General features: G+C 34.7%; 20 protein-coding genes, 1 riboswitch and 2 other annotated features. Of the genes, 16 read left to right on the forward strand and 4 right to left on the reverse strand.

The window, feature by feature from the left end; all coding sequences use genetic code 11:
• Positions 1-18: 18 nt before the first annotated feature.
• The 5 genes from LCF45_RS11425 (at position 19) to LCF45_RS11445 (ending at position 10,235) form a co-directional block, all read left to right on the forward strand.
• The gene (locus LCF45_RS11425) at positions 19-7,179 is read left to right on the forward strand and encodes an amino acid adenylation domain-containing protein (protein WP_263894834.1); all 7,161 of its coding nucleotides are present in this window, start codon (positions 19-21) and stop codon (positions 7,177-7,179) included.
• On the forward strand, positions 7,176-7,400 hold the full coding sequence (locus tag LCF45_RS11430; protein WP_263894835.1) for an MbtH family protein: 225 nt from the start codon (positions 7,176-7,178) through the stop codon (positions 7,398-7,400). The genes LCF45_RS11425 and LCF45_RS11430 overlap by 4 nt, the downstream gene beginning before the upstream one ends.
• A complete protein-coding gene (locus LCF45_RS11435; RefSeq protein ID WP_002127292.1) occupies positions 7,400-8,842 on the forward strand; it encodes an MDR family MFS transporter in 1,443 nt (480 codons plus the stop codon). The genes LCF45_RS11430 and LCF45_RS11435 overlap by 1 nt, the downstream gene beginning before the upstream one ends.
• Positions 8,843-8,906: 64 nt before the next feature.
• A complete protein-coding gene (gene sfp, locus LCF45_RS11440; protein ID WP_263894836.1) occupies positions 8,907-9,656 on the forward strand; it encodes a 4'-phosphopantetheinyl transferase Sfp in 750 nt (249 codons plus the stop codon).
• Positions 9,657-9,692: 36 nt separating this feature from the next.
• Entirely contained in the window at positions 9,693-10,235 is a 543-nt protein-coding gene (locus tag LCF45_RS11445; RefSeq protein ID WP_078203248.1) for a cold-shock protein, read from the forward strand.
• A gap of 85 nt (positions 10,236-10,320) precedes the next feature.
• Here the strand turns inward: LCF45_RS11445 and LCF45_RS11450 are convergent, their stop codons facing one another.
• Entirely contained in the window at positions 10,321-10,593 is a 273-nt protein-coding gene (locus LCF45_RS11450; protein WP_002012780.1) for an HU family DNA-binding protein, read from the reverse strand.
• 204 nt (positions 10,594-10,797) lie between these two features.
• Here LCF45_RS11450 and LCF45_RS11455 point away from each other — a divergent pair, with 204 nt between their 5' ends.
• The gene (locus LCF45_RS11455) at positions 10,798-11,565 is read left to right on the forward strand and encodes a DUF3891 family protein (protein ID WP_002127294.1); all 768 of its coding nucleotides are present in this window, start codon (positions 10,798-10,800) and stop codon (positions 11,563-11,565) included.
• 14 nt (positions 11,566-11,579) lie between these two features.
• The gene (locus LCF45_RS11460) at positions 11,580-12,110 is read left to right on the forward strand and encodes a DinB family protein (protein ID WP_263894837.1); all 531 of its coding nucleotides are present in this window, start codon (positions 11,580-11,582) and stop codon (positions 12,108-12,110) included.
• A gap of 49 nt (positions 12,111-12,159) precedes the next feature.
• Here LCF45_RS11460 and LCF45_RS11465 read toward each other — a convergent pair whose 3' ends face one another.
• Positions 12,160-13,527, reverse strand: coding sequence for an alanine/glycine:cation symporter family protein (locus LCF45_RS11465; protein ID WP_002012784.1), 1,368 nt, complete (start codon positions 13,525-13,527; stop codon positions 12,160-12,162).
• A gap of 107 nt (positions 13,528-13,634) precedes the next feature.
• A riboswitch (glycine riboswitch) is annotated at positions 13,635-13,754 on the reverse strand.
• A gap of 435 nt (positions 13,755-14,189) precedes the next feature.
• On the opposite strand from LCF45_RS11465, the gene LCF45_RS11470 reads away from it, so the two are divergent.
• The 7 genes from LCF45_RS11470 to thrS all read left to right on the forward strand — a co-directional run bounded on the left by LCF45_RS11470 (position 14,190) and on the right by thrS (position 20,262).
• Positions 14,190-15,008: a hypothetical protein gene (locus tag LCF45_RS11470; protein WP_033709062.1), complete on the forward strand. Its 819-nt coding sequence runs from the start codon at positions 14,190-14,192 to the stop codon at positions 15,006-15,008.
• Positions 15,009-15,164: 156 nt separating this feature from the next.
• Positions 15,165-15,422, forward strand: a complete 258-nt coding sequence (locus LCF45_RS11475; RefSeq protein ID WP_078214289.1) for a PhzF family phenazine biosynthesis protein — start codon at positions 15,165-15,167, stop codon at positions 15,420-15,422.
• A 24-nt stretch (positions 15,423-15,446) separates the two neighbouring features.
• A complete protein-coding gene (locus LCF45_RS11480; RefSeq protein WP_002085712.1) occupies positions 15,447-16,076 on the forward strand; it encodes a YdbC family protein in 630 nt (209 codons plus the stop codon).
• 99 nt (positions 16,077-16,175) lie between these two features.
• Positions 16,176-16,541 (forward strand): VOC family protein, encoded by a 366-nt coding sequence (locus LCF45_RS11485; RefSeq protein ID WP_002031902.1) that lies wholly within the window; start codon positions 16,176-16,178, stop codon positions 16,539-16,541.
• Positions 16,510-16,770, forward strand: coding sequence for a hypothetical protein (locus LCF45_RS11490; protein WP_002127298.1), 261 nt, complete (start codon positions 16,510-16,512; stop codon positions 16,768-16,770). The genes LCF45_RS11485 and LCF45_RS11490 overlap by 32 nt, the downstream gene beginning before the upstream one ends.
• Before the next feature lie 215 nt (positions 16,771-16,985).
• Positions 16,986-17,693, forward strand: a complete 708-nt coding sequence (locus tag LCF45_RS11495) for a pseudouridine synthase (protein WP_263894838.1) — start codon at positions 16,986-16,988, stop codon at positions 17,691-17,693.
• Positions 17,694-17,814: 121 nt separating this feature from the next.
• Positions 17,815-18,038: a binding site (T-box leader), on the forward strand.
• 37 nt (positions 18,039-18,075) lie between these two features.
• Positions 18,076-18,298: a binding site (T-box leader), on the forward strand.
• 44 nt (positions 18,299-18,342) lie between these two features.
• The gene (gene thrS / locus LCF45_RS11500) at positions 18,343-20,262 is read left to right on the forward strand and encodes a threonine--tRNA ligase (protein WP_078203250.1); all 1,920 of its coding nucleotides are present in this window, start codon (positions 18,343-18,345) and stop codon (positions 20,260-20,262) included.
• Between the two features lie 165 nt (positions 20,263-20,427).
• On the opposite strand, the gene LCF45_RS11505 is transcribed toward thrS, so the two are convergent.
• Together LCF45_RS11505 and LCF45_RS11510 are read right to left on the reverse strand one after the other, a co-directional pair.
• Positions 20,428-20,646 (reverse strand): helix-turn-helix domain-containing protein, encoded by a 219-nt coding sequence (locus LCF45_RS11505; protein WP_002127301.1) that lies wholly within the window; start codon positions 20,644-20,646, stop codon positions 20,428-20,430.
• A 10-nt stretch (positions 20,647-20,656) separates the two neighbouring features.
• Positions 20,657-21,139, reverse strand: a complete 483-nt coding sequence (locus LCF45_RS11510; RefSeq protein WP_002127302.1) for a DUF2975 domain-containing protein — start codon at positions 21,137-21,139, stop codon at positions 20,657-20,659.
• 389 nt (positions 21,140-21,528) lie between these two features.
• On the opposite strand from LCF45_RS11510, the gene LCF45_RS11515 reads away from it, so the two are divergent.
• Both LCF45_RS11515 and LCF45_RS11520 read left to right on the forward strand, forming a co-directional pair.
• The gene (locus tag LCF45_RS11515) at positions 21,529-22,296 is read left to right on the forward strand and encodes an ABC transporter ATP-binding protein (protein ID WP_002127303.1); all 768 of its coding nucleotides are present in this window, start codon (positions 21,529-21,531) and stop codon (positions 22,294-22,296) included.
• Positions 22,297-22,309: 13 nt separating this feature from the next.
• Positions 22,310-24,193 (forward strand): ABC transporter permease, encoded by a 1,884-nt coding sequence (locus LCF45_RS11520; RefSeq protein ID WP_002012794.1) that lies wholly within the window; start codon positions 22,310-22,312, stop codon positions 24,191-24,193.
• The last annotated feature ends 58 nt before the right edge of the window (positions 24,194-24,251 follow it).

Here is a 24,251-nt window from a genome sequence, read left to right on the forward strand (position 1 = left end):
ATAAAGGGGTAGTAAAGAATGCCTAATAGTCAAAAGATTCGTCATTCGTTATCATCTGCGCAGTCTGGTATGTGGTTTGCGCAACAATTAGATCCGCTTAATCCGATTTATAATACTGGGGAATATATAGAAATAAACGGAAATATTAATCATGAAATTTTCGAGTTAGCTGTACGTAAAGTGGTAAAAGAAGCAGAAGCACTTCATGTTCGTTTCGAAGAGGATGAAATTGGCCCATGGCAAGTTATTGAGGAATCGTCAACGTTTCATATGCATTTTATTGACGTTCGTAAAGAAGAAAATCCTGAAGAAGCTGCTAAAGTATGGATGAAAAATGATTTATCTGTACCGATAGATTTAAAAGAAGATAAATTATTTACTGAAGCACTTATTCAAGTTGAAAATAATCGTTTCTTTTGGTATCAGCGCATCCATCACATTGTGATGGATGGCTATGGATTTTCACTTCTTAGCCAAAAAGTAGCGAATGAGTATACATCACTTATAGAAGAAACAAATAAGAATGAAAAGCCATTTGGTTTTCTTGCAAAAATTGTACAAGAAGATAATGAGTATCGTGAATCTAAACAATTTCAGGAAGATCGTACTTTTTGGCTAGAAAAGTTTGCAGATGAACCGGAAGTTATAAGTTTAGCAGAACGAGCGCCGAGAACATCAAATGGATTTTTACGAGAAACTGCTTATCTATCAAATGCTAGTACAAAAACTTTACTAGAAGATATTAATATTTCGTTAACGAGTTGGCCCGAATTTGTTGTAGCCGTAACGAGTATTTACATGCATAAATTAACAGGTGCAAATGATATTGTTTTAGGTTTACCGATGATGGGGCGTCTTGGTTCTGTATCTATTCATACACCAAGCATGGTAATGAATTTAGTTCCACTTCGTCTAAAGTTAACTCCAAATATAACTTTTGCAGAATTAATACAGCAAGTTTCTAAAGAAATTCGAGACGTACGTCGTCATCATAAATATCGTCATGAGGAATTAAGAAGAGACTTAAAGTTACTAGGTGAAAATCAAAGGTTGTTTGGGCCGTTAGTGAATGTTATGCCTTTTGATTATGGGCTTAACTTTGCTGGGAATCGTGGTATTACACATAATTTATCAGCAGGACCTGTTGATGATTTATCGATAAATGTATATAAACGTTTCGATGAAAATGAGTTAATGATTCATTTTGATGCGAATCCGGAAGTATATAACGGCGCGGAACTAGCATTGCATAAAGAAAGATTTATGAGTCTATTAGAATTAGTGATAAATAATTATCATAAAGACGAGCCGATTGGAAAAATAAACATTACTCTTCCTGAAGAAAATCATAAAGTTTTATTGGAATGGAATGAAACGAAGAAAGCTGAAGAGCTAATTAATCTACCTATATTATTTGAAAAACAAGTACAAAAAAATCCAAATAAAATAGCAGTTACTTGTAACGGGATAAAACTTACGTATAAAGAGCTAAATGAACGAGCGAATGAACTAGCACACTATTTATTAGAAGAAGGAATAGAAGTAAATCAGTTTGTAGCCTTAGTATTTCCAAGATCAATAGAAATGGTAGTTAGTATGCTAGCAGTTCTAAAGGCTGGTGCAGCGTATTTACCGATAGATCCAGAATACCCAGCCGAGCGAATTCATTATATAGTAAATGATGCAAATCCAGTTTGTATCATAACACATTCATCTGTTTCATCTACTTTAGTTATAGAAAATGATATTAAAGAAATCATATTAGATAGCGAAGAAACGAAAATAGCGTTAAAAACATATTCTCATATGAATCTACCATTTAAAAATGATGAATCACTTTTAAACCAAGCTTATACAATTTACACTTCAGGATCAACCGGAAATCCAAAAGGTGTAATTGTTACTATGAAAGGTTTAAGTAACTTCTTATTAGCTATGAAAGATATGTTTTCATTAAATGAAAACGATCATTTATTAGCAGTTACAACGTTTGCGTTTGATATTTCTGCTCTAGAAATTTATTTACCTCTTATTAGTGGTGCAAGTTTAACAATTGCACAAAAAGAGGTAATCCAAGAGCCTTCTGCGTTAACGACATTGTTACAAGAAGAAAGAGCGACAATTATGCAAGCTACACCGACGCTCTGGCAGGCGTTAATAACTGAATATCCAGAGAGGTTACAAAGGCTAAACGTACTCGTTGGCGGTGAAGCTCTTCCGGCACATTTAGCAAATAAATTAAAAGAATTAGGTTGCTCTATAACTAACTTATATGGACCAACTGAAACGACTATTTGGTCTACTTTCATAAATATTGATGACAGTGAAAATGGTATACCTCCTATTGGAAGACCAATTTGGAATACAGAAGTGTACGTTTTGGATGCAGGGTTACAGCCTGTTCCACCTGGAGTTATCGGTGAATTATATATTGCAGGAGAAGGACTTGCGAACGGATATTTAGGAAAACCAGCGTTAACGGCTGAACGGTTTGTTGCAAATCCTTATGGAAAAGATGGAGCACGTATGTACCGCACAGGTGATCTTGTGAAATGGCGTAAGGATGGTGTGTTAGAGTACATTAGTCGCGCAGATCATCAAATTAAAATTCGCGGTTTCCGAATTGAATTAGCTGAAATTGAAACGGTATTACAACGACATGAAAATATACAACAAGCAGTGGTAATGGTACGAGAAGATCGTCCAAATGATAAACGAATCATTGCGTATATCGTTGCCGAAGAGAAGGAAATGATTCATCTTTCAGAAATTCGCTCTTATGTTTCAGAAAGTTTAGCGAATTATATGGTACCATCAGCATTTGTTGTGCTAGAAGAATTACCATTAACACCAAATGGTAAGGTTGATAGAAAGAAATTACCTGCTCCTGATTTTAATGGAATGAACAATGAGAGAGTTGCTAGAAATCCGAAAGAAGAAATACTATGTGATTTATTTGCAGAAGTACTTGGTGTTTCGCGAATTAGTATAGATGATAATTTCTTTGAAATGGGCGGCCATTCGCTTCTTGCATCTCGTTTAATGGCAAGAATTCGTGAAACGTTAAGTGTAGAATTAGGAATCGGAAAGCTATTTGAATCACCAACTGTTGCTGAATTAGCGAACCAGTTGGATCGTGCAAAAAGCGCAAGACCAGCTATTAAGAAAGTAAGTAGGCCAAATGAAGTTCCACTTTCATTTGCACAGCGCAGGTTATGGTTCTTAAATTGTTTAGAAGGTCCAAGTCCTACTTATAATATTCCGTTAGTCATTCGTATGTCTGGAAAATTGAATGAGGAAGCACTGCAAGGTGCCTTTTATGATGTAGTTGAGAAACATGAAACACTTAGAACGATTTTCCCGAATTCACTTGGCAGTTCATATCAAAGAATTCTAGAAATGGATAAATTGAATTTAAAAATGATTATAACAAATACATGTAAGGATGAATTAGAAAGTACACTGTCTGAAGCTGTAAGATATAGCTTTAATCTTGATATCGAACCAGCAATTCGTTTGCAACTTTTTAAAGTGAGTGAAAACGAACATGTTTTACTAATTCTTTTGCATCATATTGTAGGAGATGGATGGTCATTACAAGCGTTAACGAGAGACTTTACAGCGGCTTATAAAGCACGATGTCAAGGTGATAGTGTTCAACTAGAAACCCTTCCAGTTCAATACGCAGATTATTCACTATGGCAACAACAGCTATTAGGTGATGAAACAAAACCAGACAGTATTATTTCAACACAATTAGATTTTTGGAAAGAAGAGTTAAAAGGTTTACCAGATCAAATGGAGTTACCTACAGATTATCAGCGCCCAATTGAAACTAGTTATCGCGGGGAAACAATTCATTTTCATTTAGATGAAGGTATGCATAGTAGGTTAGTGGAGCTCGCTCGTGAAAATGGAGTTAGTTTGTTTATGGTGTTGCAAGCAGGACTAAGTGCCTTATTTACAAGATTAGGTGCTGGAACTGATATACCATTAGGTAGTCCGATTGCTGGAAGAAACGACGATGTACTCACGGATATAGTTGGTTTATTTGTAAATACATTAGTGTTACGCACAAATACATCAGGAGATCCAAGTTTTAAAGAATTATTAAATAGAGTGAAACAGGTAAACCTTGCAGCTTATGAAAATCAAGATGTTCCATTTGAACGACTTGTTGAAGTGTTAAACCCAGTACGAACTCGAAATAGTCATCCGCTGTTTCAAGTTATGTTAGCTTTCCAAAATACGCCAGAAGCAACGTTTAATGTACCGGATTTAGAAGCAAGCCTTGAAATTCAAAGTGTTGGTTCTGCAAAATTTGATTTAACATTTGAAATTAGCGAGAGTAACAGAGTTGATGGTACTCCAAACGGCTTATACGGATTGTTAGAGTTTAGTACCGATTTATATAAACGTGAAACGGTTCAAAAACTAATAGAACGATTCATTCTATTATTAGATGATGCAGAGAAACATCCGGATCAATCAATTGGTAGATTAGAAATATTAACTTTAGCAGAGCGAAATACAGTTTTAGAAAAGTGGAATGGTGGTTTTCAAATTGTACCTGAAATGACATTGCCACAATTATTTGAAAAGCAGGCTCATGTAAATCAAAATTCTATTGCTGTCGTTTTTGGAGATGAAAAGCTAACTTATGAAGAGTTAAATAGAAAAGCGAATAAAATAGCTCGTTTGTTAATAGCGAAAGGAATCGGTCCTGATCAACTTGTTGCTTTAGCGATGCCGAGATCTTTAAATATGGTTGTAAGCTTACTTGCTGTTCTTAAAGCTGGTGCGGGATACCTTCCGTTAGATCCGGATTATCCGTCAGATCGTATCTCGTTTATGCTACACGATGCGAAACCATCATGTGTTTTAACAAATTCAGATGTGGAAATTGAATGTGATGAGGCACTAAAGATTTTAGTTGATGATGTGAACGTAATAGAAGAAATTGAGAAATATAGTGAAGACAATATAGATGAAATGGAGCGCATGAAGCCGTTATCTCCTTCACATATTGCTTACGTTATTTATACGTCAGGCTCAACAGGTAGACCGAAAGGGGTTATGATACCTCATCAAAATGTAGTAAGACTTTTAGGAGCAACTGATCATTGGTTCCAATTTGACGCAGACGATGTGTGGACGATGTTCCATTCATACGCTTTTGATTTCTCGGTTTGGGAAATTTGGGGACCTTTATTATATGGAGGGCGTTTAGTTGTAGTACCACATACTGTAAGTCGCTCGCCGAAAGAATTTTTACAGCTTCTTGTTAAGGAAAAGGTTACTGTTTTAAACCAAACTCCATCAGCGTTCTATCAATTGATGCAAGCAGATCGTGAAAATGAAGAGGTTGGTCAAAAATTATCTTTACGATATGTTGTTTTTGGCGGAGAAGCACTTGAACTAAGTCGATTAGAAGATTGGTATAGTCGTCATCCTTATAACGCACCGAAGCTTATTAATATGTACGGAATAACGGAGACGACGGTACATGTTAGTTATATTGAATTAGATGAAAGTATTGTATCTTTACGAGCAAATAGTTTAATCGGGTGCAGTATACCGGATCTTAAAGTATACGTATTAGATAACTATTTACAACCGATGCCACCTGGAGTAGTTGGAGAAATATATGTTGCAGGTGCAGGGCTCGCTCGTGGATATTTAGGAAGAGCAGGATTAACTGCTGAACGTTTTATCGCAGATCCATTTGGTAAGCCAGGTACAAGAATGTATCGTACAGGAGACCTAGCGCGCTGGCGTCAAGATGGGACGTTAGATTATATAGGACGTGCAGATCATCAAATTAAAATTCGTGGATTCCGAATTGAATTAGGGGAAATAGAAGCGGTAATAATGAAACATCCTAAAGTTGAACAAGTAGCTGTTATTGTACGGGAAGATCAACCAGGGGATAAACGATTAGTTTCTTATATCGTCGCATCAAATAATGAAACGATCGATACGAATGAAATGCGTCAGTATGCTGGAGGTAGTTTGCCAGATTATATGGTTCCATACGCTTTTGTAGTAGTAAATGAGTTACCTTTAACTCCAAACGGTAAATTAGATAGAAAGGCATTGCCAGCTCCAGAATTTATTGCATCATCTTCTAGCCGCGGACCGAGAACACCGCAAGAAGAAATGTTATGTGACTTGTTTACAGAAGTTTTAAGTGTGTCTCAAATTGGAATTGATGATGGATTCTTTGATCTTGGTGGTCATTCACTTCTTGCAGTGCAGCTGATGAGTCGCATTAAAGAGGCACTTGGAGTTGAACTAAATATCGGAACTTTATTTGCAGCACCTACTGTTGCAGGGCTTGCTGAAAGACTTGAAATGGGGAATGGTCAAAGTGCACTTGATGTGTTGCTTCCATTACGAGCAAGCGGAGATCAATTACCACTATTTTGTGTACATCCAGCAGGTGGATTAAGTTGGTGCTATGCAGGACTTATGAAATCTTTAGGAACAGATTATCCAATCTATGGTGTACAAGCACGTGGTATCGCTGAAAATGAAGAACTTCCAAAAAGCTTAGAGGAGATGGCGGCGGATTATTTAAAACACGTTCGTGAAATACAGCCTCACGGACCATATCGTTTACTCGGATGGTCGCTTGGAGGAAATGTTGTTCATGCTATGGCGGCGCAACTTCAAAATGAAGGGGAAGAAGTAGAATTACTCGTTATGCTGGATTCGTATCCTGGTCACTTCTTACCGAATACGGAAGCACCTACTGAAGAAGAAGCGTTAATCGCATTACTTGCTTTAGGTGGATATGATCCAGATAACATGGATGGTAAACCACTTACTATGGAAAGTGCGGTTGCAATACTTCGCAAAGATGGAAGTGCATTAGCAAGTCTTGAGGAAGAGACTATTTTAAACTTGAAAGAAACATATGTAAATTCAGTAGGGTTGTTAGGGAAATACGTGCCAAAAGTTTATAACGGGGATATTTTATTCTTTAGATCTACTGTTATACCAGACTGGTTTGATCCTATTTCTCCAAATACGTGGCTAAATTATTTAGACGGGGAAATCGTGCAGCATGATATTGATTGTAGACATAAAGATTTATGTCAGCCAGGTCCACTTACAGAAATTGGACAAGTGCTAGCGAAATATTTGCAGAATAAGAAAGGGGTAAGTAAAGTATGACGAATCCATTTGAAAATTATAATTACACATATAAAGTATTAATGAATGAGGAGGGCCAGTATTCTCTCTGGCCTGCCTTTCTCGATGTACCAATTGGATGGAATGTCGTACATGAAGAAGCTAGCAGACAAGTTTGCTTAGAATACGTTGAAGTTAACTGGAATGATTTAGAGCCGAAAAAAAATCAAATTAGCGAAAAAATATTAGTAGGAAAACAATAATGAAAGTAAAAATAAATCCAAAAGTAGTTGTAAGCATCGTTTATATAACAGCGATGTTTATGGCTGCGATGGATGCAACGATTGTGAATGTAGCACTGCAAACGATAAGCAAAGAACTGCAAGTGCCCCCATCTGCAATGGGGACTGTAAATGTTGGGTATTTAGTTAGCTTAGCTATTTTCCTTCCGATTTCTGGTTGGTTAGGAGATCGCTTTGGTACGAAAAAAGTATTTTTAACTGCCCTTTTCGTTTTTACAATTGCATCTGCACTATGTGGAATTGCTAATGATATTACTTCATTAAACATTTTTCGTATCATTCAAGGTGCTGGTGGCGGACTTTTAACACCAGTCGGGATGGCGATGTTATTCCGAACATTTTCACCAGAGGAAAGACCAAAAATTTCTCGATTTATTGTACTTCCAATTGCTGTAGCACCAGCGATCGGACCAATTATTGGTGGTTTCTTTGTAGATCAAATGTCTTGGCGCTGGGCATTTTATATTAATCTGCCGTTTGGTATCATTGCGTTGCTATTTGGACTTCTATTTTTAGCAGAGCATATTGAAAAATCGGCTGGTCGTTTTGATTCTCTCGGTTTTGTTCTTTCAGCACCAGGTTTTGCGATGCTCATCTATGCACTCAGTCAAGGCCCGTCAAAAGGTTGGGTTTCTCCAGAAATAATTAGTATTGGGATAGCTGGGATTGTATTACTTACATTGTTTATTATTGTAGAACTTAAAGTAAAGCAACCGATGTTAGATTTACACTTATTAAAAGAACCGGTCTTTAGAAAAATGAGTCTTATTTCGTTGTTTTCATCAGCTGGTTTACTAGGAATGTTATTTATTTTTCCGCTTATGTATCAAAATGTAATAGGAGTTTCCGCGCTGGAATCGGGTCTTACTACATTCCCAGAGGCGATTGGATTAATGATTTCTTCGCAGATTGTACCATGGTCATATAAGAAATTAGGAGCTCGAAAGGTAATCTCTATTGGATTAGTAAGTACGGCGGTTATCTTTATTTTATTAAGTTTTGTAAATCATGATACGAATCCATGGCAAATTCGGGCACTATTGTTTGGCATTGGTATTTTCTTAGGTCAATCTGTCGGTGCGGTTCAATTTTCTGCTTTTAACAATATTGCACCACCTTCTATGGGGAGAGCAACTACTATATTCAATGTGCAAAACCGATTAGGATCTGCAATAGGAGTTGCTGTTTTAGCTAGTATACTATCTGGTTTTGGAAGTAATAACGTACAGAATAATGCACAGTCAGATTTTTTACCATATCAAGCAGCATTAATTGGATCAGCAATATTTTTACTCATAGCATTACTATTTTCTTTACGTATTTCTGATAAAGAGGTAATGTCAAAGAAGAATAAAAAGCCGTTATCTGTATTACAAAAAGAGAAAGAAGTTGTAAATGAATGAGTTGCAGCATGCTAATACTCTTTTAAAATAAAGTAATATTGGCCTTTAAAAGGAGAGAGTTTACATGATAGAGAGTAAAGTTGTAGATTCTGTACCAACTCTTAATGAGAATAGTTGTCAAATATGGTGGGCAAGAATTTCAGATTTACAATCAGGGCATTACAATTTACTAAATGATGTAGAGCGAGAGAAAGCAAATTCATATCATCATTCGGCAGACCGTGCGCGTTTTATAATAGGTTGTGTAATTAGTAGATTAGTACTTGGAAAGGTACTTTCTATGTCGCCAGTTCAAGTGCCAATTGATCGAATGTGCCCAGTATGTAAATTACAACATGGCAGACCACAGTTACCAGAAGGGATGCCGCAAATATCAGTCTCACATTCGGGTGAGTGGGTTGTTGTTGCATTTACTAAATCTGCACCTGTGGGTGTTGATGTTGAGCAAATGAATCCAAATGTAGATGTTATGAAAATGGCAGAGGGCGTATTAACAGACATTGAAATAGCACAAGTTATGAAGTTACCTGATGAGCAGCGACTAGAAGGATTTTTAACATATTGGACTCGAAAAGAAGCAGTGCTGAAAGCGACAGGTGAAGGACTATTGATCCCACCAGTAGAAATTACAGTATCAGCTCCAAATGACCCTCCAAAATTGTTGGTTTTTAAAGATAGACAAGAGTTAGCAGAAAATACAATGATGGAAGATGTAAGACCTAGTTTAGATTATATGGCTTCCATTGCAATATTTAGTAAAGAAGTAACTGAAATTACGCAGTTAGACGCGGGATTGCTATTAAATCATCGTTAATTTTTAATAAAATTTCTTATAGAAGAGGTGTTCCTCATGTTAGTAGCGGAAAATAGAAAAACTGAATTAACTTATAATGTACAGGCAATTAAAGATATGTTGTTTTCTAGAAATACGTCATCTATTCTAGCTTTAGAAAAACTTGTAAAAGATACAGTTCAGTTTGATGTACTTGAACAGGAAGCGCTCGATAGACAATACATTCCGAAAGAAGCAAAGAATTTCTTTGATAAAAACGGAACATTTCTTTATCGCGTATCTAATGTTAGTTATAAAGGTAAGGTGTTATCTGAAAATCTAATTTTTGCAGACACTTCGTTTTTACCGGATACAATAAAGAGTGAATTAGAGAGTGGAAATATTCCTGTTGAAAACCTTATAGAAAAGATAGAAGTAAGAAGAAACGTATTATATGAAGGATATCAGCCATCTGGAAATATTATCGAATTGTTTGATGGATGTTCTGTTGCGGCGAATGTTTATCCAACTAGAAAATATCAAATTGTAAGTAACTGCAAATGTGTATTTTATATTTGTGAAGTGTATCATGCAGAGAATATAAAGGAACTGCTTAAATAAGAAATAAACAATAAACAATAAACAATAAACAATAAATAATAAATAATAAACAAGAAACCAGCCTATAAAATGGCTGGTTTCTTGTTTATTTAACAGCTTCTTTTAATTCTTTTCCTGCTTTAAATGCTGGAACTTTACCAGCAGCAATCTGAATTTCTTCTCCAGTTTGCGGATTACGCCCTGTACGAGCAGATCTTTCACGCACTTCAAAAGTTCCAAAGCCGATTAGTTGCACTTTATCGCCAGATTGTAATGCATTAGCAATTGTGTCAAATACGGATTGTACAGCTGCAGAAGCATCCTTTTGAGAAATATCAGCTGATTGTGCTACATTTTTAACTAATTCTGTTTTGTTCATGTTTTCACCTCATAAAAAATTTTTTAGAATGAATGTTTTAGTATAATGGTTAGTAAAGATAAAGCTAACTTTGTGATTAGAAAGAATGCTGTATGTTTATGTTAATTTCGTTGAAAGAAACTGAATCCCTGCTAATATTTAGGGATTAATTAAGAATTGATGCATACAACAAGCTGTAATATGAGGATGAGGGGGAATATACGGATGATTTTTCGTGAAAAGAATGAGAAAGAAAGTATATTAATTCGTCAACATGATCATGGTTTTTTAGCTGGTGAAATTGCAAGACATATAATAGAAGATTTTTTTGAAGATAAAATATACTTAAAAGAGACAATTGATGCTATATATGAGCATGATAGAGGATGGATAGAGCTTGATAAAGTACCAATTTTGAATGATACTAAAAATATTCCATATACATTTATGGATTGTCCAAGTTCATTACGCTTTGTTTTTTATACGATTGGTTTGAATGCAGTTGAAGAGTCAAATCCATACGGGGCGCTACTTTGTAGTAAGCACTTTTTATCATTTTCATTAAATGAGGAAGATGAAGAGATGATGTCTTTTTATAAAAATGAATTGGAACGACAAAAAAGAATTTTGAAAACGTTAACAAAAGAACAATATGCGATGTTTGATAAACATTATAGATTATTAAAGTTTTGTGATGAACTTTCTTTATATGTATGTATGAATAAACCTGGTGTAAAAAAGAAAGATGAAATTGATTTATTTAAAGATGGTTTTGAAGGAACAGAAATGTTTAATAGTAAGGGGGAGAAGCCTATTCAAGCTGAATGGGTGGATGAAGAAACAATTCAAATTACATCGTTTCCATTTAAAACGGAATTTTATACATATGTAAAATATAAAACTATAAATAAACATGAAGTTAAAGAAAAAGGGATTGTAAAAGCTGATAGAGAAGCGGAAATGAAGAAGCAAAACATTCGTTTCATACAATAAGGAGGAGATTTAGATTGAAAGATTACATGTTAAAACAGTTTGATTACCATGCTTGGGCTAATACACGATTATTCAACCGACTAAAAGAGTTACCAAACTATGAGACAATTTTTAATGAACAGATACAGAGTGTATTCCCATCAATTAAGGATACTTTTGTACATATTTATATTACAGATCAAGTGTGGTTACACATATTGCATGGTAAAAGTATGAGTGAAGTAATACAAGACCGAGAAAAATTACGAAAACAAATCGAAACTAAATCGTTACATGAATTAGAAAAAATGTTTGAAAACATGGCAAATCAATATAAAGAATTTTTAAGTAGAATACAAGACGTAAATACTGTATTTGTTATTGAGAACCCATATGCAGGTGCATTAGACACTTCCATTTTAGAGTTAGTGCAACACGTCGTAAATCATGGTACATATCATAGAGGGAATATAACAGCAATGATCCGTCAACTTGGTTATTCATCTAAAATGATGGATTTTGTACTTTATTTACATATGGTTCAGGAGGGAAAGGAATTGAAATAGAGAAAAAAGGAATGGCTTATTATAAATGAGCCATTCCTTTTTTTAGTGATTAACTTGCCTGTTTTTTATGACTTTCTTTCAATTTCTCTGCTTGTAAAAAGCGATTCGTTTCAGCGACAACAATACCACTTAATCCGATTAGACCAATTAAGTTTGGAATCGCCATAAGTCCATTTGCAATATCGGCAAATGTCCATACGACACCTAGCTTTAAATTAGCACCTATTGCAATCATAACGATAAAGATTGCTTTATAATATCGTACAGCACCTTGTCCGAATAAATAAGCTACACACTTCTCTCCGTAATACGACCAACCTAAAATAGTAGAGTAGGCGAATAATATAATGGCGATACCGAGAATCATACTACCAGCAGTACCGAATACGGATTGGAATGCTAATGTTGTAGCTTCAACACCAGTTTTACCTGATTTCCATGCGCCTGTAGTAATTAATACTAGCCCCGTAATTGTACATACAATAAATGTATCTAGAAAAGTACCAGTCATAGAAACTAAAGCTTGTTTTGCAGGTGAATCTGTTTTGGCAGCAGCCGCAGCAATAGGAGCACTTCCTAAACCAGCCTCGTTAGCAAATACACCACGTGCCATTCCTATTTGAATTGCAGATGCAACTGTTGCTCCGATAAAACCACCAGCAGCTGCAGTACCTTGAAATGCACCAGAAAAAATAAGTGAAAATGCTTCTGGAATTTGATCAAAGTGATAGAAAATAATAATAAGGCCAGCGATTATATAAAAGAATGCTTTAATAGGAACGATATATCCAGTAACTCTACCAATCTTTTTTACACCGCCCAAAATAACGATAGCGATTAAGAATGACATGAGTATACCAGTTAATGCAGGAGGGAAAGAAAAATTGATTCGCATTGCCTCTGCAACCGAATTAGATTGAACCATATTACCGATACCGAAAGAAGCAGCTGTGCCGAATATAGCGAATAAAACAGCCAGCCATTTTTTCCCTAAACCACGTTCTAAATAATACATTGGTCCACCGGAGTATTCACCATTTTCATTACTAACACGGTATTTCACCGCAAGGATTGCTTCGGCATACTTTGTTGCCATTCCAAATAAAGCAGTAATCCACATCCAAAAGATTGCGCCGGGTCCACCGATTGTCACAGCAGTTGCGACACCTGCTATATTTCCCATACCAATCGTTGCAGCCATAGCTGTCATCAGTGCTTGGAAGTGACTAATATCTCCAGAAGATGACGTATCCTCTGATTTTTTAAAAGCTAGCTTGTGAGCGTATATTAGTTTACTAAACTGTAAACCTTTTAAGCGCACTGTGAGAATGATACCAGTTCCAACGAGTAGCAACAAAGTTGGTAACCCCCACACATACTGATTAATTTGTTCTAATACTTTACTTACTGTCTCCATCTGTATTCTCCTTTTTTAGAAAAAATAAAAACCACTTCAAGGAAATGAAATGGTCTCTGGAGAAACAAGGGATAGAAAAATAAACCGATACAAATCGGCATTTTCTTTCGCTTGTCTCTGTCCTTTTACCTGAGAGATTATCCGCTAGATTAGCGGATTTGCTCCTTCGGTGCTCGTTTTCCTCCGCGCTATATTAAGCGAGAGGGAGTCTCTCCAGAGATTCGTCCCCATGCAGTTCTACTTGTAAACAAGACCTGAGAGTTTCAAAGTTGGTTCAGCAACTTTTTGCCCCGTCGGTAGATCAATAGACCTTCTCCTGAATGGTTCATCCGAATTATAAAATTAAAAACTTAAACGCATTGATTCTGTATAGAATCAATAAAAACATTATAGATATACAATTAATGAAATGCAATCATTTTTTATTTTGAAATAGTAAATAAACTTATTTTTTTGGTATTCCTAATTTATCTTCTATTTTATGATCTCAGGAGAGATTACTTATTATATATTCGAAAAATGAATGGTGATAAAAGAGATAGGACGTAACAATGTAGGATTATTTATGTCTTACTTTCAAATTTTCAATTCTGAATTATTTGAATTATAATTGTTGTATGTGTGGAATAAACCAATATTTTATAGGGAAATGAGTTGATAAATTGCCAAGAATAAAAAAAATAGGGCGTTTTTGTCCTGTGGATGATGAAGGATTTATTATAAACGATGCACATTTTAATAAAATTCAGCCTGTGTTTTTGGAGGTAATACAAGAAATAAAGGATACTTGTTGTCAATTTTTGCGGGATGATTTGCACAGTGTTTATATAAGGGGTTCTATTCCAAGAGGGATTGGGATAGAAGGGGTTGCAGATGTAGATATGATTATATTAGTTCGAAAGAATCCTCAAGTAATTGACTTAAGCTGGAGAAAGGAGCTAGAAGTCCAAATTACACAGCAGTTTAATTGTATATCAGGAGTGGAATTAAGTTTTTATAGTGAAAAAGAAGTAATAAACTCAGAGGATTTTTCTTTTATAGGATTTATGATTCAGACACATAGTGTATGTATATTAGGTGAAGACGTAAAATTATATTTACCTAAATATAAAGTAAGTCAGGAGATAGCGTATGAACATCTCATTCATTTGCGGAAACAAATTGAACAAACACACGAAGAGTTAATTCATAATAAGGACGTGGATGATATAGAGGATTGTTGTCGTTGGATCATGAAGATTGTAGTCAGGGCAGGTCTAGCATTAACAATTGATAGAGAAGGGCTGTATTCCAGGGACTTATATCCAGCATATGAGTTATTTAGTAAGCATTTTCCCGAACAAGAAAAAAATATGAGGAAAGCACTACAATATGTAATTGAACCGATAAAAGATATAGAAGAAATCTTATCATTTTTAGATACGTTTGGTGATTGGTTGATAGAAAAAGCAGAGGATTCTTTGAAAAATATACAAATTTAATAAACTATAATTTCATTATGTAAACAGATTGTGTTGAAGAATAGAAGAGAGGAGAGATATTGGGATTTTTACATTGTGGATGTATTCTCGCAAGGCAAGTATTCAGGTAATCAACTTGCGTTATTTATGGAAAATTAGGGATTTTCTAGTTGGGAAATCAATGATCTTAATGTCCGTGATTTTGCAGATTATTATGGAATCACAGAGGATGTGGCAACAGGAAGCTCAAATGGATGTTTAGCGGCGTATCTTATGAAATATCGTTATCTTGGAACGAAAAAGATAAATATGCATGTTGGACAAGGGGATGAGATAAATCGCCATTCTCTAATACATATAGAAGCAGAGGTGATTGAGAGTAAAATTAATGTTTGCGTTGGTGGAAAAATAGAAAGTATTGCAAGTGGGAAATGAACCGTATCATAAGGGGGATTAGAAATGCTATTAAAAACAATATTTTGCAAGGTGGAAGAAGAGAAAAGGGAATTGTTTTCTGATGCGCAAGAAAAATGGCGTGATTTACAGTATTTAGACGGATTCTATGGACAATTTGGTGGGTGGAATGAAGGGGAAGCGTGTGTATATACTTTATGGGAAGATAGAAATGCATATCAATCATTCATGAATGATGCTCATGATACAATTTTTTTAAATAGTAATCAAGAAGGCACATATATTTCCTGTAATATTGAAATGTTTCAAACGTTGTATGATATAACAGAAACTCCTTTGAAAGACGTAACTGCACAAGGATCATTTGTAAGAGTTGCAATTTGCGATGTGAAAGAAGGAAAAGAAAAGTATTTTTTACATACGCAAGAAACAATTTGGAATAAAGGAATGGAAAATGCAAAAGGAATGTTAGGTGGAGTTGTTGGGAAGTCTTTAAAGACTGAAAATCGTTACATAGTATTAACGTATTGGCAAGATGAAATAGCACATGAACTCTATATGAAAGAAATTTTCCCAGAGTTATATCAGTTAGCAAATGTAAATGAGTATGTTGAAAATATAAATGGGAAGAGAGTTATTCGGGAGGAAGAATGGTCTGTTGCCGCTTCTAAATAAAGTTAGAACTTATTAAAGTAGCTAGTTTCGAAAAATTCGATACAGAACATTAGTTCTTGTATAATTACTTTGTACAAGAATAAGAGGGGAGATATTTAAATGAGTAGAGTTTTAAGATTTGAATTGCAAGTCCCAAACCCTGAAGAAGCTATTCAATTTTATACAAATAGTTTTGGATGGAAGTTTGAAAAAATGCCTGGGCCACATGACTATTGGTTCATAATTACAGGTGAGAGTGATAGACCTGGTATCGATGGTGGATTAATGAAATCACCTGATGGTGCTACTAGGACAACTAACTCGATTGAAGTACCTTCAGTTGATGAGTACATAAATAAAGTTATTGAAAATGGTGGACAAGTAGTTGTACCTAAAACTGCTATTCCTAATATGGGTTACTTTGCTTATTGTATAGATAATCAAGGGCTTCTTTTTGGAGTATGTGAAGAAAATAGTGAAGCGTAAAAAATTAGGGGAGTTCGAGATTATTTTGTTTGTTGAACGATGTTTTCTATCAAAGATTATAATTATTGAACACTTTTGTATAAAAACTAGTATTCGTTTAGTTGAAGAAGGATCCATTTTGATTATTTTCAAAAGGGTTCTTTTTTATTTTTCACATATTGTGAGTTATTTAGGCATGATTAATCAAACTTATATCGGTATATTATCTATGAAAAAAGTAAATAAATGATGTTATATTCAAGGGTTAATCTATTGACTGCTAAACAGTTTGAGGTGAAAAGGAAAAGAGGACCAATTATTTTCGTGTAAACATGTAATTAAGTGAAGACGTCATATACCCTTTCATGTTAATATATTTAAGTTATAATAGGAGGCTTACCCTTTTGTATTGTACGGTAGAAGCAGTGTGAGCTTGAAATTTTTTATGAAAAGGATGTGCCTAACTTGCGTATCAATAAATTTATTAGTGAAGCTGGAAAAGCGTCTCGACGTGGAGCAGATAAGTTAATTAACGAGAGAAAAGTAATTATTAACGGTAAGGTTGCAAAAATTGGTGACCAAGTAAATCCAGGTGATGACGTACGAGTAAATGGAGAGCAACTTCGTATTGCTCGAGACCATGTGTATATCGCTTTAAATAAACCAGTAGGTATTACATGTACAAGTGAAAAAGCCGTAAAAGGTAATATTATCGATTTAGTGAATCATCCTTTACGAATTAATCACATCGGACGTCTCGATAAAGACTCAGATGGTTTAATTTTGTTAACGAATGATGGCGATATCGTTAATGAGATTTTACGTGCTGAAAACAAACATGAGAAAGAATATATCGTTTCAGTAGATAAGCCGATTACACCGGAGTTTTTAGAGAAAATGGCAGCAGGTATTAAAATTTTAGATACAAAAACACTTCCTTGTGAAGTAACACAGTTATCAAAATATGAGTTCCAAATTATTTTAACACAGGGGCTAAATCGTCAAATTCGCCGTATGTGTGAAGCTTTGGGTTATCAAGTATACACGTTAAAACGTACGAGAATTATGAATATTGAGTTGAATAATTTACCAGTCGGACAGTGGAGAGATTTATCGAAAAAAGAGAAAAAACGCCTATTTTCAGACTTAAATTACGAACCACAAGATTGGTAAAAAAGAGAAGGGGAGACCAAAAAATGTTTTTGGTTTCTTTTTTTTGAATAAAAGATATATTTTTAACACTTGTAAAAATAAAATGAATAGGATATATTAAATAACAATAAATGTATTTGTTACAAAAGCAAAGAAAAGGACACGAGTTATTTTAAACGGTTATACAGAGAAGGAAGGAAAGCTGAGAACTTCCTAACGCAGTAAAATAACTTACCACCTTAGAGCTGCACTGGGGAAATCAAGTATCTAGTGCCGTGTAAGCGACGTTATCGCAAAAGAAGCCATTATGTTTTTTGTGATGGGAATCTGGGTGGAACCACGAATATAAGCATATTCGTCCCTATTTACTAGGGATGAATATGCTTTTTTATATTTTATTTCATAATAAGCGAAGAAAAGGACACGAGTTATTTTAAACGGTTATACAGAGAAGGAAGAAAAGCTGAGAACTTCCTAACGCAGTAAAATAACTTACCACCTTAGAGCTGCACTGGGGAAATCAAGTATCTAGTGCCGTGTAAACGACGTTACCGTAAAAGAAGCCATTGTATATTTGCGATGGGAATCTGGGTGGAACCACGGGTAAAAGCACACTCGTCCCTATTTTAGGGATGAGTGTGCTTTTTATTATGAAATGGAGAGATGAAAAATGAAAGAACAGATGATCGAAATTAAATTTCCAGATGGTAGCGTTAAAGAATTTGTGAAAGGCATTACTTTAGAAGAAATTGCTGGGGCAATTAGTAGTAGCTTGAAAAAGAAAGCAGTCGCAGGAAAAGTTAATGATCAGTCTTTTGATTTACGACGAAACATTGAAGAAAGTGCGAAAGTTGAAATCATTGCTATGGATTCAGATGAAGGGGTAAAAATTGCAAGACACTCTGCGGCACATATATTAGCGCAAGCTGTAAAAAGAATTTATGGTGATGTAAACCTTGGTGTAGGGCCAGTCATTGAAAATGGATTTTATTATGACATGGATCTTCCAAGTAGTGTAAACGTAGAAGATTTACCGAAAATAGAAAAAGAAATGAAAAATATTATAAATGAAAATGTAAAGATAGAGCGAGTTGAGGTTTCTCGAGAAGAAGCAAAAGAATTGTTTCAAGAAATGAATGATAGTTTGAAATTAGAGCTTTTAGAAGCAATTCCTAATGGAGAAAGTGTAACACTGTATAAACAAGGTGAATTTGTAGATTTATGTAGAGGACCACATTTGCCATCTACTGGTTATTTGAAAGCATTTCAATTAACTCATGTTTCTGGTGCATATTGGCGAGGTGATAGTAACAATCAAGTGCTTCAGCGTATATATGGTGTTGCTTTCTCTTCTCAACAAAAATTAGAAGAGTATTTACATTTTGTTGAGGAGGCCGCAAAGAGAAATCATCGGAAATTAGGTAGTGAACTTGAATTGTTTATGTTTTCGGAAGAGGCTCCGGGAATGCCCTTTTACTTGCCAAAAGGACAGATTATTCGCAATGAATTAGAAGCATTTTTAAGAGAAATTCAAAATGAGTACAATTATCAAGAAGTGCGTACTCCATTTATGATGAATCAAGAATTATGGGAGAAGTCAGGACACTGGGGACATTACAAAGACAACATGTATTTCTCAGAAGTAGATCATAAAAGTTTTGCGTTAAAACCGATGAATTGCCCAGGCCATATGCTTATGTTTAAAAATAAATTACATTCTTATCGTGAATTACCGATTCGTATGTGTGAGTTCGGTCAAGTGCATCGACATGAATTTAGTGGCGCTTTAAACGGATTATTAAGAGTTCGTACTTTCTGCCAAGATGATGCTCATTTATTTGTAACACCAGAACAAATTGAAGATGAAATCAAATCAGTGTTGGCGCAAATTGACTATGTGTATAAAACTTTTGGTTTCGAGTATGAAGTAGAGCTTTCTACTCGTCCAGAAGATTCAATGGGTGATGATAAATTATGGGAGCAAGCAGAATTGGCATTAGAAAATGTATTACAGTCGTTAAATTATAAATATAGATTAAATGAAGGTGACGGTGCATTCTACGGTCCGAAAATTGATTTCCATATTAAAGATGCTTTAAATAGAAGTCATCAGTGCGGAACAGTCCAACTTGATTTCCAAATGCCAGAAAAATTTGATTTAAATTATATAGATGAAAATAATGAAAAAAGAAGACCAGTTGTCATTCACCGAGCAGTTTTAGGATCTTTAGACCGTTTTTTAGCAATATTAATTGAGCACTTTGGAGGCGCGTTCCCAGCATGGGTGGCACCAGTTCAAGTGAAAGTAATTCCAGTTTCAAATGCAGTGCATGAACAATATGTAAATAGGATTGCAGATAAATTAGCACAAGCCGGAATTCGTGTCGAACGAGATATACGAGATGAAAAGTTAGGATATAAAATTAGAGAAGCGCAAATGCAAAAAGTTCCGTATGTTCTTGTTATTGGGGATAAGGAAATGGAAAGCGAAGCTGTAAATGTACGGAAATATGGTGAAGAGAAGTCAGAAGTTGTTGAACTAGATGCGTTTGTGGAAAGTATGAAAGAGGAAATTAAAAATAGGAAATAGAGATTGATAATAAAACACACCATTAATATGTAATACTGAAGTTAAAGTAATTAAAGATATATTAAATAACAATAATAAACGCAGAGAAGGGATAGCTTAATTGCTATCCCTTCATCTTAATTTCACAATCTAATCCCATTGGTTGAAGAAAGTTGTTATTTGTTTTTATTGAGTGTATTCGTCGCTTTTGTACTCCAAAATATCACCTGGTTGACAATCTAAAGTCTTACATATCGCTTCCAATGTTGAAAAACGAACCGCTTTTGCTTTCCCATTTTTCAGAATGGAAAGATTCGCCATCGTAATCCCAACCCTCTCCGAAAGCTCCGTTACGCTCATTTTTCGTTTTGCTAACATCACATCAATATTAATAATAATTGTCATATTCTCCACCTCAGACCGTTAAATCATTTTCTGATTTTATATTAATAGCTTCTTGTAAAAGCCTTTGGAGAACAGCAGCAAAAACGGCAATCACCATAGAGGCGAAAATGATGGTCAATCCGATTGGTATGAAACTTGGAGGATCAATTTTTTTCGCCATGAGATAGTAGAGTGGCATACCTAGCAAGTACAAGGTACTGATCGTGATGGCACAGTATTTTATATTCTTTAAAGCCTTTACCGATAATTCCGAGAACGCTTGGTTCTTATCAATATAGCTTAAAAGTTTAAAAGCTTGATACAGAGCAAAGTAAAAAGGTATCGCTGCCGCGTACATATCGATTAAAACGAGAGATTTCATATAAGCAATATCTGGATACAATTCTCCAGCGAAATTCCCAATCTTAGGCACCAAAAATATGCACAATGCAAGAACTGGGAATCCTATAAAAATAATAGCTAGCTTTAAAAAGAGTGTCGTAACTTGTTTCATAAAAAGCACCTCACTTATGTAATAACAACATGATTTTATCATGTTATTTATCGTTTTGCAATAAAAATATATTGTTTTTTATTGTGTTATTATTTTTATTGAAATATCTTTTAAATTTTGATAACAATAAAAAGCATTTCTCATTCCAAAGAAATGCTCTTATGAAGTGGTTTGTTTTTTTTAACCTTACAAAAATGTAAGGTAAATGTAAGGGAAATCGAATGAAAGGATTTTAGAAAAGTGAGAATATTAAGCAGAGAAATCGTTTGTATTTCTTATGTATCTCAATCTGCATTTGGAAAATTTAAAAATTCTTAAGAATTTTTATGAGAAAAATATAAGAAATATATGGGGAATTTATACTATACAAAAGGGATGGAGTGAAAGAGATGTCAACAAATGTAGTTACTGTAGAAAGTGTAGAAAAAACGTATGGGAAAAGAAATGAGAATCAGTCAAAAGCATTAAGGGGTGTTTCATTAAGTATTAAAGAAGGAGAGTTTGTAGGGATTATGGGTCCTTCTGGATCTGGTAAAACGACATTATTAAATGTGATTAGTACACTTGATCAAGCGACAGGTGGTAGTGTAACAATAGCTGGCACAAATATTACTTCTATGAAGGGGAATGCATTATCAGATTTTCGTTCTCAAAAACTAGGATTTATTTTTCAAGACTTTAATCTACTAGAAAATTTATCAATTTATGAAAATATCGCTTTACCACTTTCCCTGCAAGGCGTACCGTCAAGTGAGATTACTGGAAAAGTAAATGGGGTTGCGACGAAATTAGGGATTACTGAAATTTTAACAAAATATCCGACTGCTGTTTCTGGTGGACAAAAACAAAGAACAGCGGCAGCACGAGCTTTAGTACATAATCCGGCAATCGTATTAGCAGATGAACCGACAGGAGCACTTGATAGTAAAAATGCAAAAAGTTTATTAGAAGCGATGCAAGATTTACATGAAAATCACAATGTAAGTATTTTGATGGTAACACACGATGCATTTAGTGCGAGCTATTGTGAACGTATTTTATTTATACAGGATGGACTTCTTTATAAAGAGTTAAAACGTCAAGGAACACGAGAAAATTTCTATCAAGATATTTTAGGTGTGCTTGCCCAAATGGGCTCAGCAACTGAGTCGAAGTAAGGGGGGCGAGACTATGTTATTCAAATTATCACGTCATAGTATGAAAAAAATGTTAAAGGATTATATGGTTTTACTTATTGGTCTAGTCATTAGTATTAGTATTTTTTACATGTTCCAAACGATGGCGATGAATAGTGAATTTACAAAAGATAATAGTCTTATTAGTAGTATTAGGCTCGTCTTCTGGGTTGGTGCAATATTGCTTTCTTTCATTACAGTTTTTTATATCATATATGCCAATTCTTTTTTACTTACATTAAGAAGAAAAGAACTCGGTATGTACATGATGCTTGGAGCGAAAAAGAAAAAAGTAGCGCAATTATTATTTATTGAGACTTTTGGTATGGGGATTGTCAGTATTATTATCGGTATTTTAGTAGGAATAGTACTTGCTAGTGTAGCAGGAAATTTTTTAATGAATGGAATGGAAATTTCAGCAAAAGGTAATTACGCATCTGTGTACACACCAGCTATATTAGTTACATCTATTTTCTTCTTAATATTATTTTTCATTACTGGTTTAATGAATAGTTTCCGATTATTACGTAAAACAGAATTAGAGTTAATACGTGAAGATGAAACGCAAGATGAGGTGAAGAAAAGTAAGACTCGCACTGTTATTATGACAGTACTAGGTGTATTGCTAGTAAGTACAGGATACTATTTTATGGTGAATATAAAAATGTTTGCTGAACTAGGATTTATAATAGCGACAATTGTTACGACAGTAGGAACGTATTTCATTTTTAGCTCGTTGCTCCCACTTTTTGTAATGAAAATTAAGGGGAATAAAAAACGAAATGAAACGGGATTAAATAGTTTTACTTATGCACAGTTACGTTTTCGAGTAACTAGTTTATCGAGGGTACTAGGCACTGTAGCGATGTTAATTGCATTAGGTGCAGGTGCAATGACAGCAGGTATGGCGTTTCAAAAGAATGTAGGCATTATGACAGACTTCTCACGTGTATATGATGTCGTAATTCATGATCCAAATGAACAAGATAAAGCGGCATTAAAAGAAATGGAAATTGTTGAAGAAAGCAAGTATAAGTATAAAGTAGATGGAGAAGCGGTTTATTATTTACGTAACGACTTAACTGAAAAACCACCACTTATTTCAGATCATTTTGATACAAAGACTTTAAAAGAACCTGCTCGTAAACGTGTGGCTACACCTTTAACTGAACCTGTCTATTCTGCTTTGGAAGCTCCTGAAGTAGCGAATAAGCTTCCTCGTATGCCAAAAGATTGGGAAGATGCGGTTGTAAGAGAGATACAAATTACACATAATCAATTTAACGGAAAACCTGTAAGAATTGCAGATGAAGAGCGTTATAAAGGAATTCAAGGAACAGAACATACTGTAACATTAGCAAAAGTAGATGATATGAAAAAATATAAACCATTGTTGCTCGATATAGATAAGAGACAAAAAGAATTAATTGAAAAAACAACAGGCGCAAAAGTAGAACTATATACGAAAATGACAATTTATCAGTTCATGAACAGTTTCATGAGCGGAACAATGTTTATGGGGTTTTTCCTTGGAATTGCGTTTTTAGCAATGATGGCGAGTTCTCTTATGTTCAAAATATTAACAGGCGCTTCTCGTGATGTACGCCGTTATGAAATGCTACGAAAAATCGGTGTGAGACGTAGTATGTTAACAAAAAGTATATATAAAGAAATCTCATATTTATTTATATTCCCAGCAATTATTGGAATCTCCCACGTTTTAGTAGGGCTTAACTTATTCAGTTTCATATTAGTTGACCCATTTGTAAAAGTGTGGATGCCAATAGGAATCTTCATAGTAATTTATTTCATTTATTATTGGATTACTGTCCAACTTTATAAAGGTATGGTAATGCCGAAAGAAGAAGTGGTGAAATAGTTTAACGAAAAAGCCCTTGTTATGAAAACAAGGGCTTTTTTCTGTGCTTGTGATACAT

The organism is Bacillus sp. 41-22 (genome assembly GCF_025809295.1).
GTDB lineage: Bacteria > Bacillota > Bacilli > Bacillales > Bacillaceae_G > Bacillus_A > Bacillus_A mycoides.

Coding starts and splice junctions, on each gene's coding strand:
- LCF45_RS11445 (WP_078203248.1), top strand. CDS start 9,693: ATGTTAGTAGCGGAAAATAGAAAAACTGAATTAACTTATAATGTACAG.
- LCF45_RS11425 (WP_263894834.1), top strand. CDS start 19: ATGCCTAATAGTCAAAAGATTCGTCATTCGTTATCATCTGCGCAGTCT.
- LCF45_RS11435 (WP_002127292.1), top strand. CDS start 7,400: ATGAAAGTAAAAATAAATCCAAAAGTAGTTGTAAGCATCGTTTATATA.
- LCF45_RS11505 (WP_002127301.1), bottom strand. CDS start 20,646: ATGACAATTATTATTAATATTGATGTGATGTTAGCAAAACGAAAAATG.
- LCF45_RS11520 (WP_002012794.1), top strand. CDS start 22,310: ATGTTATTCAAATTATCACGTCATAGTATGAAAAAAATGTTAAAGGAT.
- LCF45_RS11480 (WP_002085712.1), top strand. CDS start 15,447: ATGCTATTAAAAACAATATTTTGCAAGGTGGAAGAAGAGAAAAGGGAA.
- LCF45_RS11455 (WP_002127294.1), top strand. CDS start 10,798: ATGATTTTTCGTGAAAAGAATGAGAAAGAAAGTATATTAATTCGTCAA.
- LCF45_RS11450 (WP_002012780.1), bottom strand. CDS start 10,593: ATGAACAAAACAGAATTAGTTAAAAATGTAGCACAATCAGCTGATATT.
- LCF45_RS11510 (WP_002127302.1), bottom strand. CDS start 21,139: ATGAAACAAGTTACGACACTCTTTTTAAAGCTAGCTATTATTTTTATA.
- LCF45_RS11485 (WP_002031902.1), top strand. CDS start 16,176: ATGAGTAGAGTTTTAAGATTTGAATTGCAAGTCCCAAACCCTGAAGAA.
- LCF45_RS11465 (WP_002012784.1), bottom strand. CDS start 13,527: ATGGAGACAGTAAGTAAAGTATTAGAACAAATTAATCAGTATGTGTGG.
- LCF45_RS11515 (WP_002127303.1), top strand. CDS start 21,529: ATGTCAACAAATGTAGTTACTGTAGAAAGTGTAGAAAAAACGTATGGG.
- sfp (WP_263894836.1), top strand. CDS start 8,907: ATGATAGAGAGTAAAGTTGTAGATTCTGTACCAACTCTTAATGAGAAT.
- LCF45_RS11430 (WP_263894835.1), top strand. CDS start 7,176: ATGACGAATCCATTTGAAAATTATAATTACACATATAAAGTATTAATG.
- thrS (WP_078203250.1), top strand. CDS start 18,343: ATGAAAGAACAGATGATCGAAATTAAATTTCCAGATGGTAGCGTTAAA.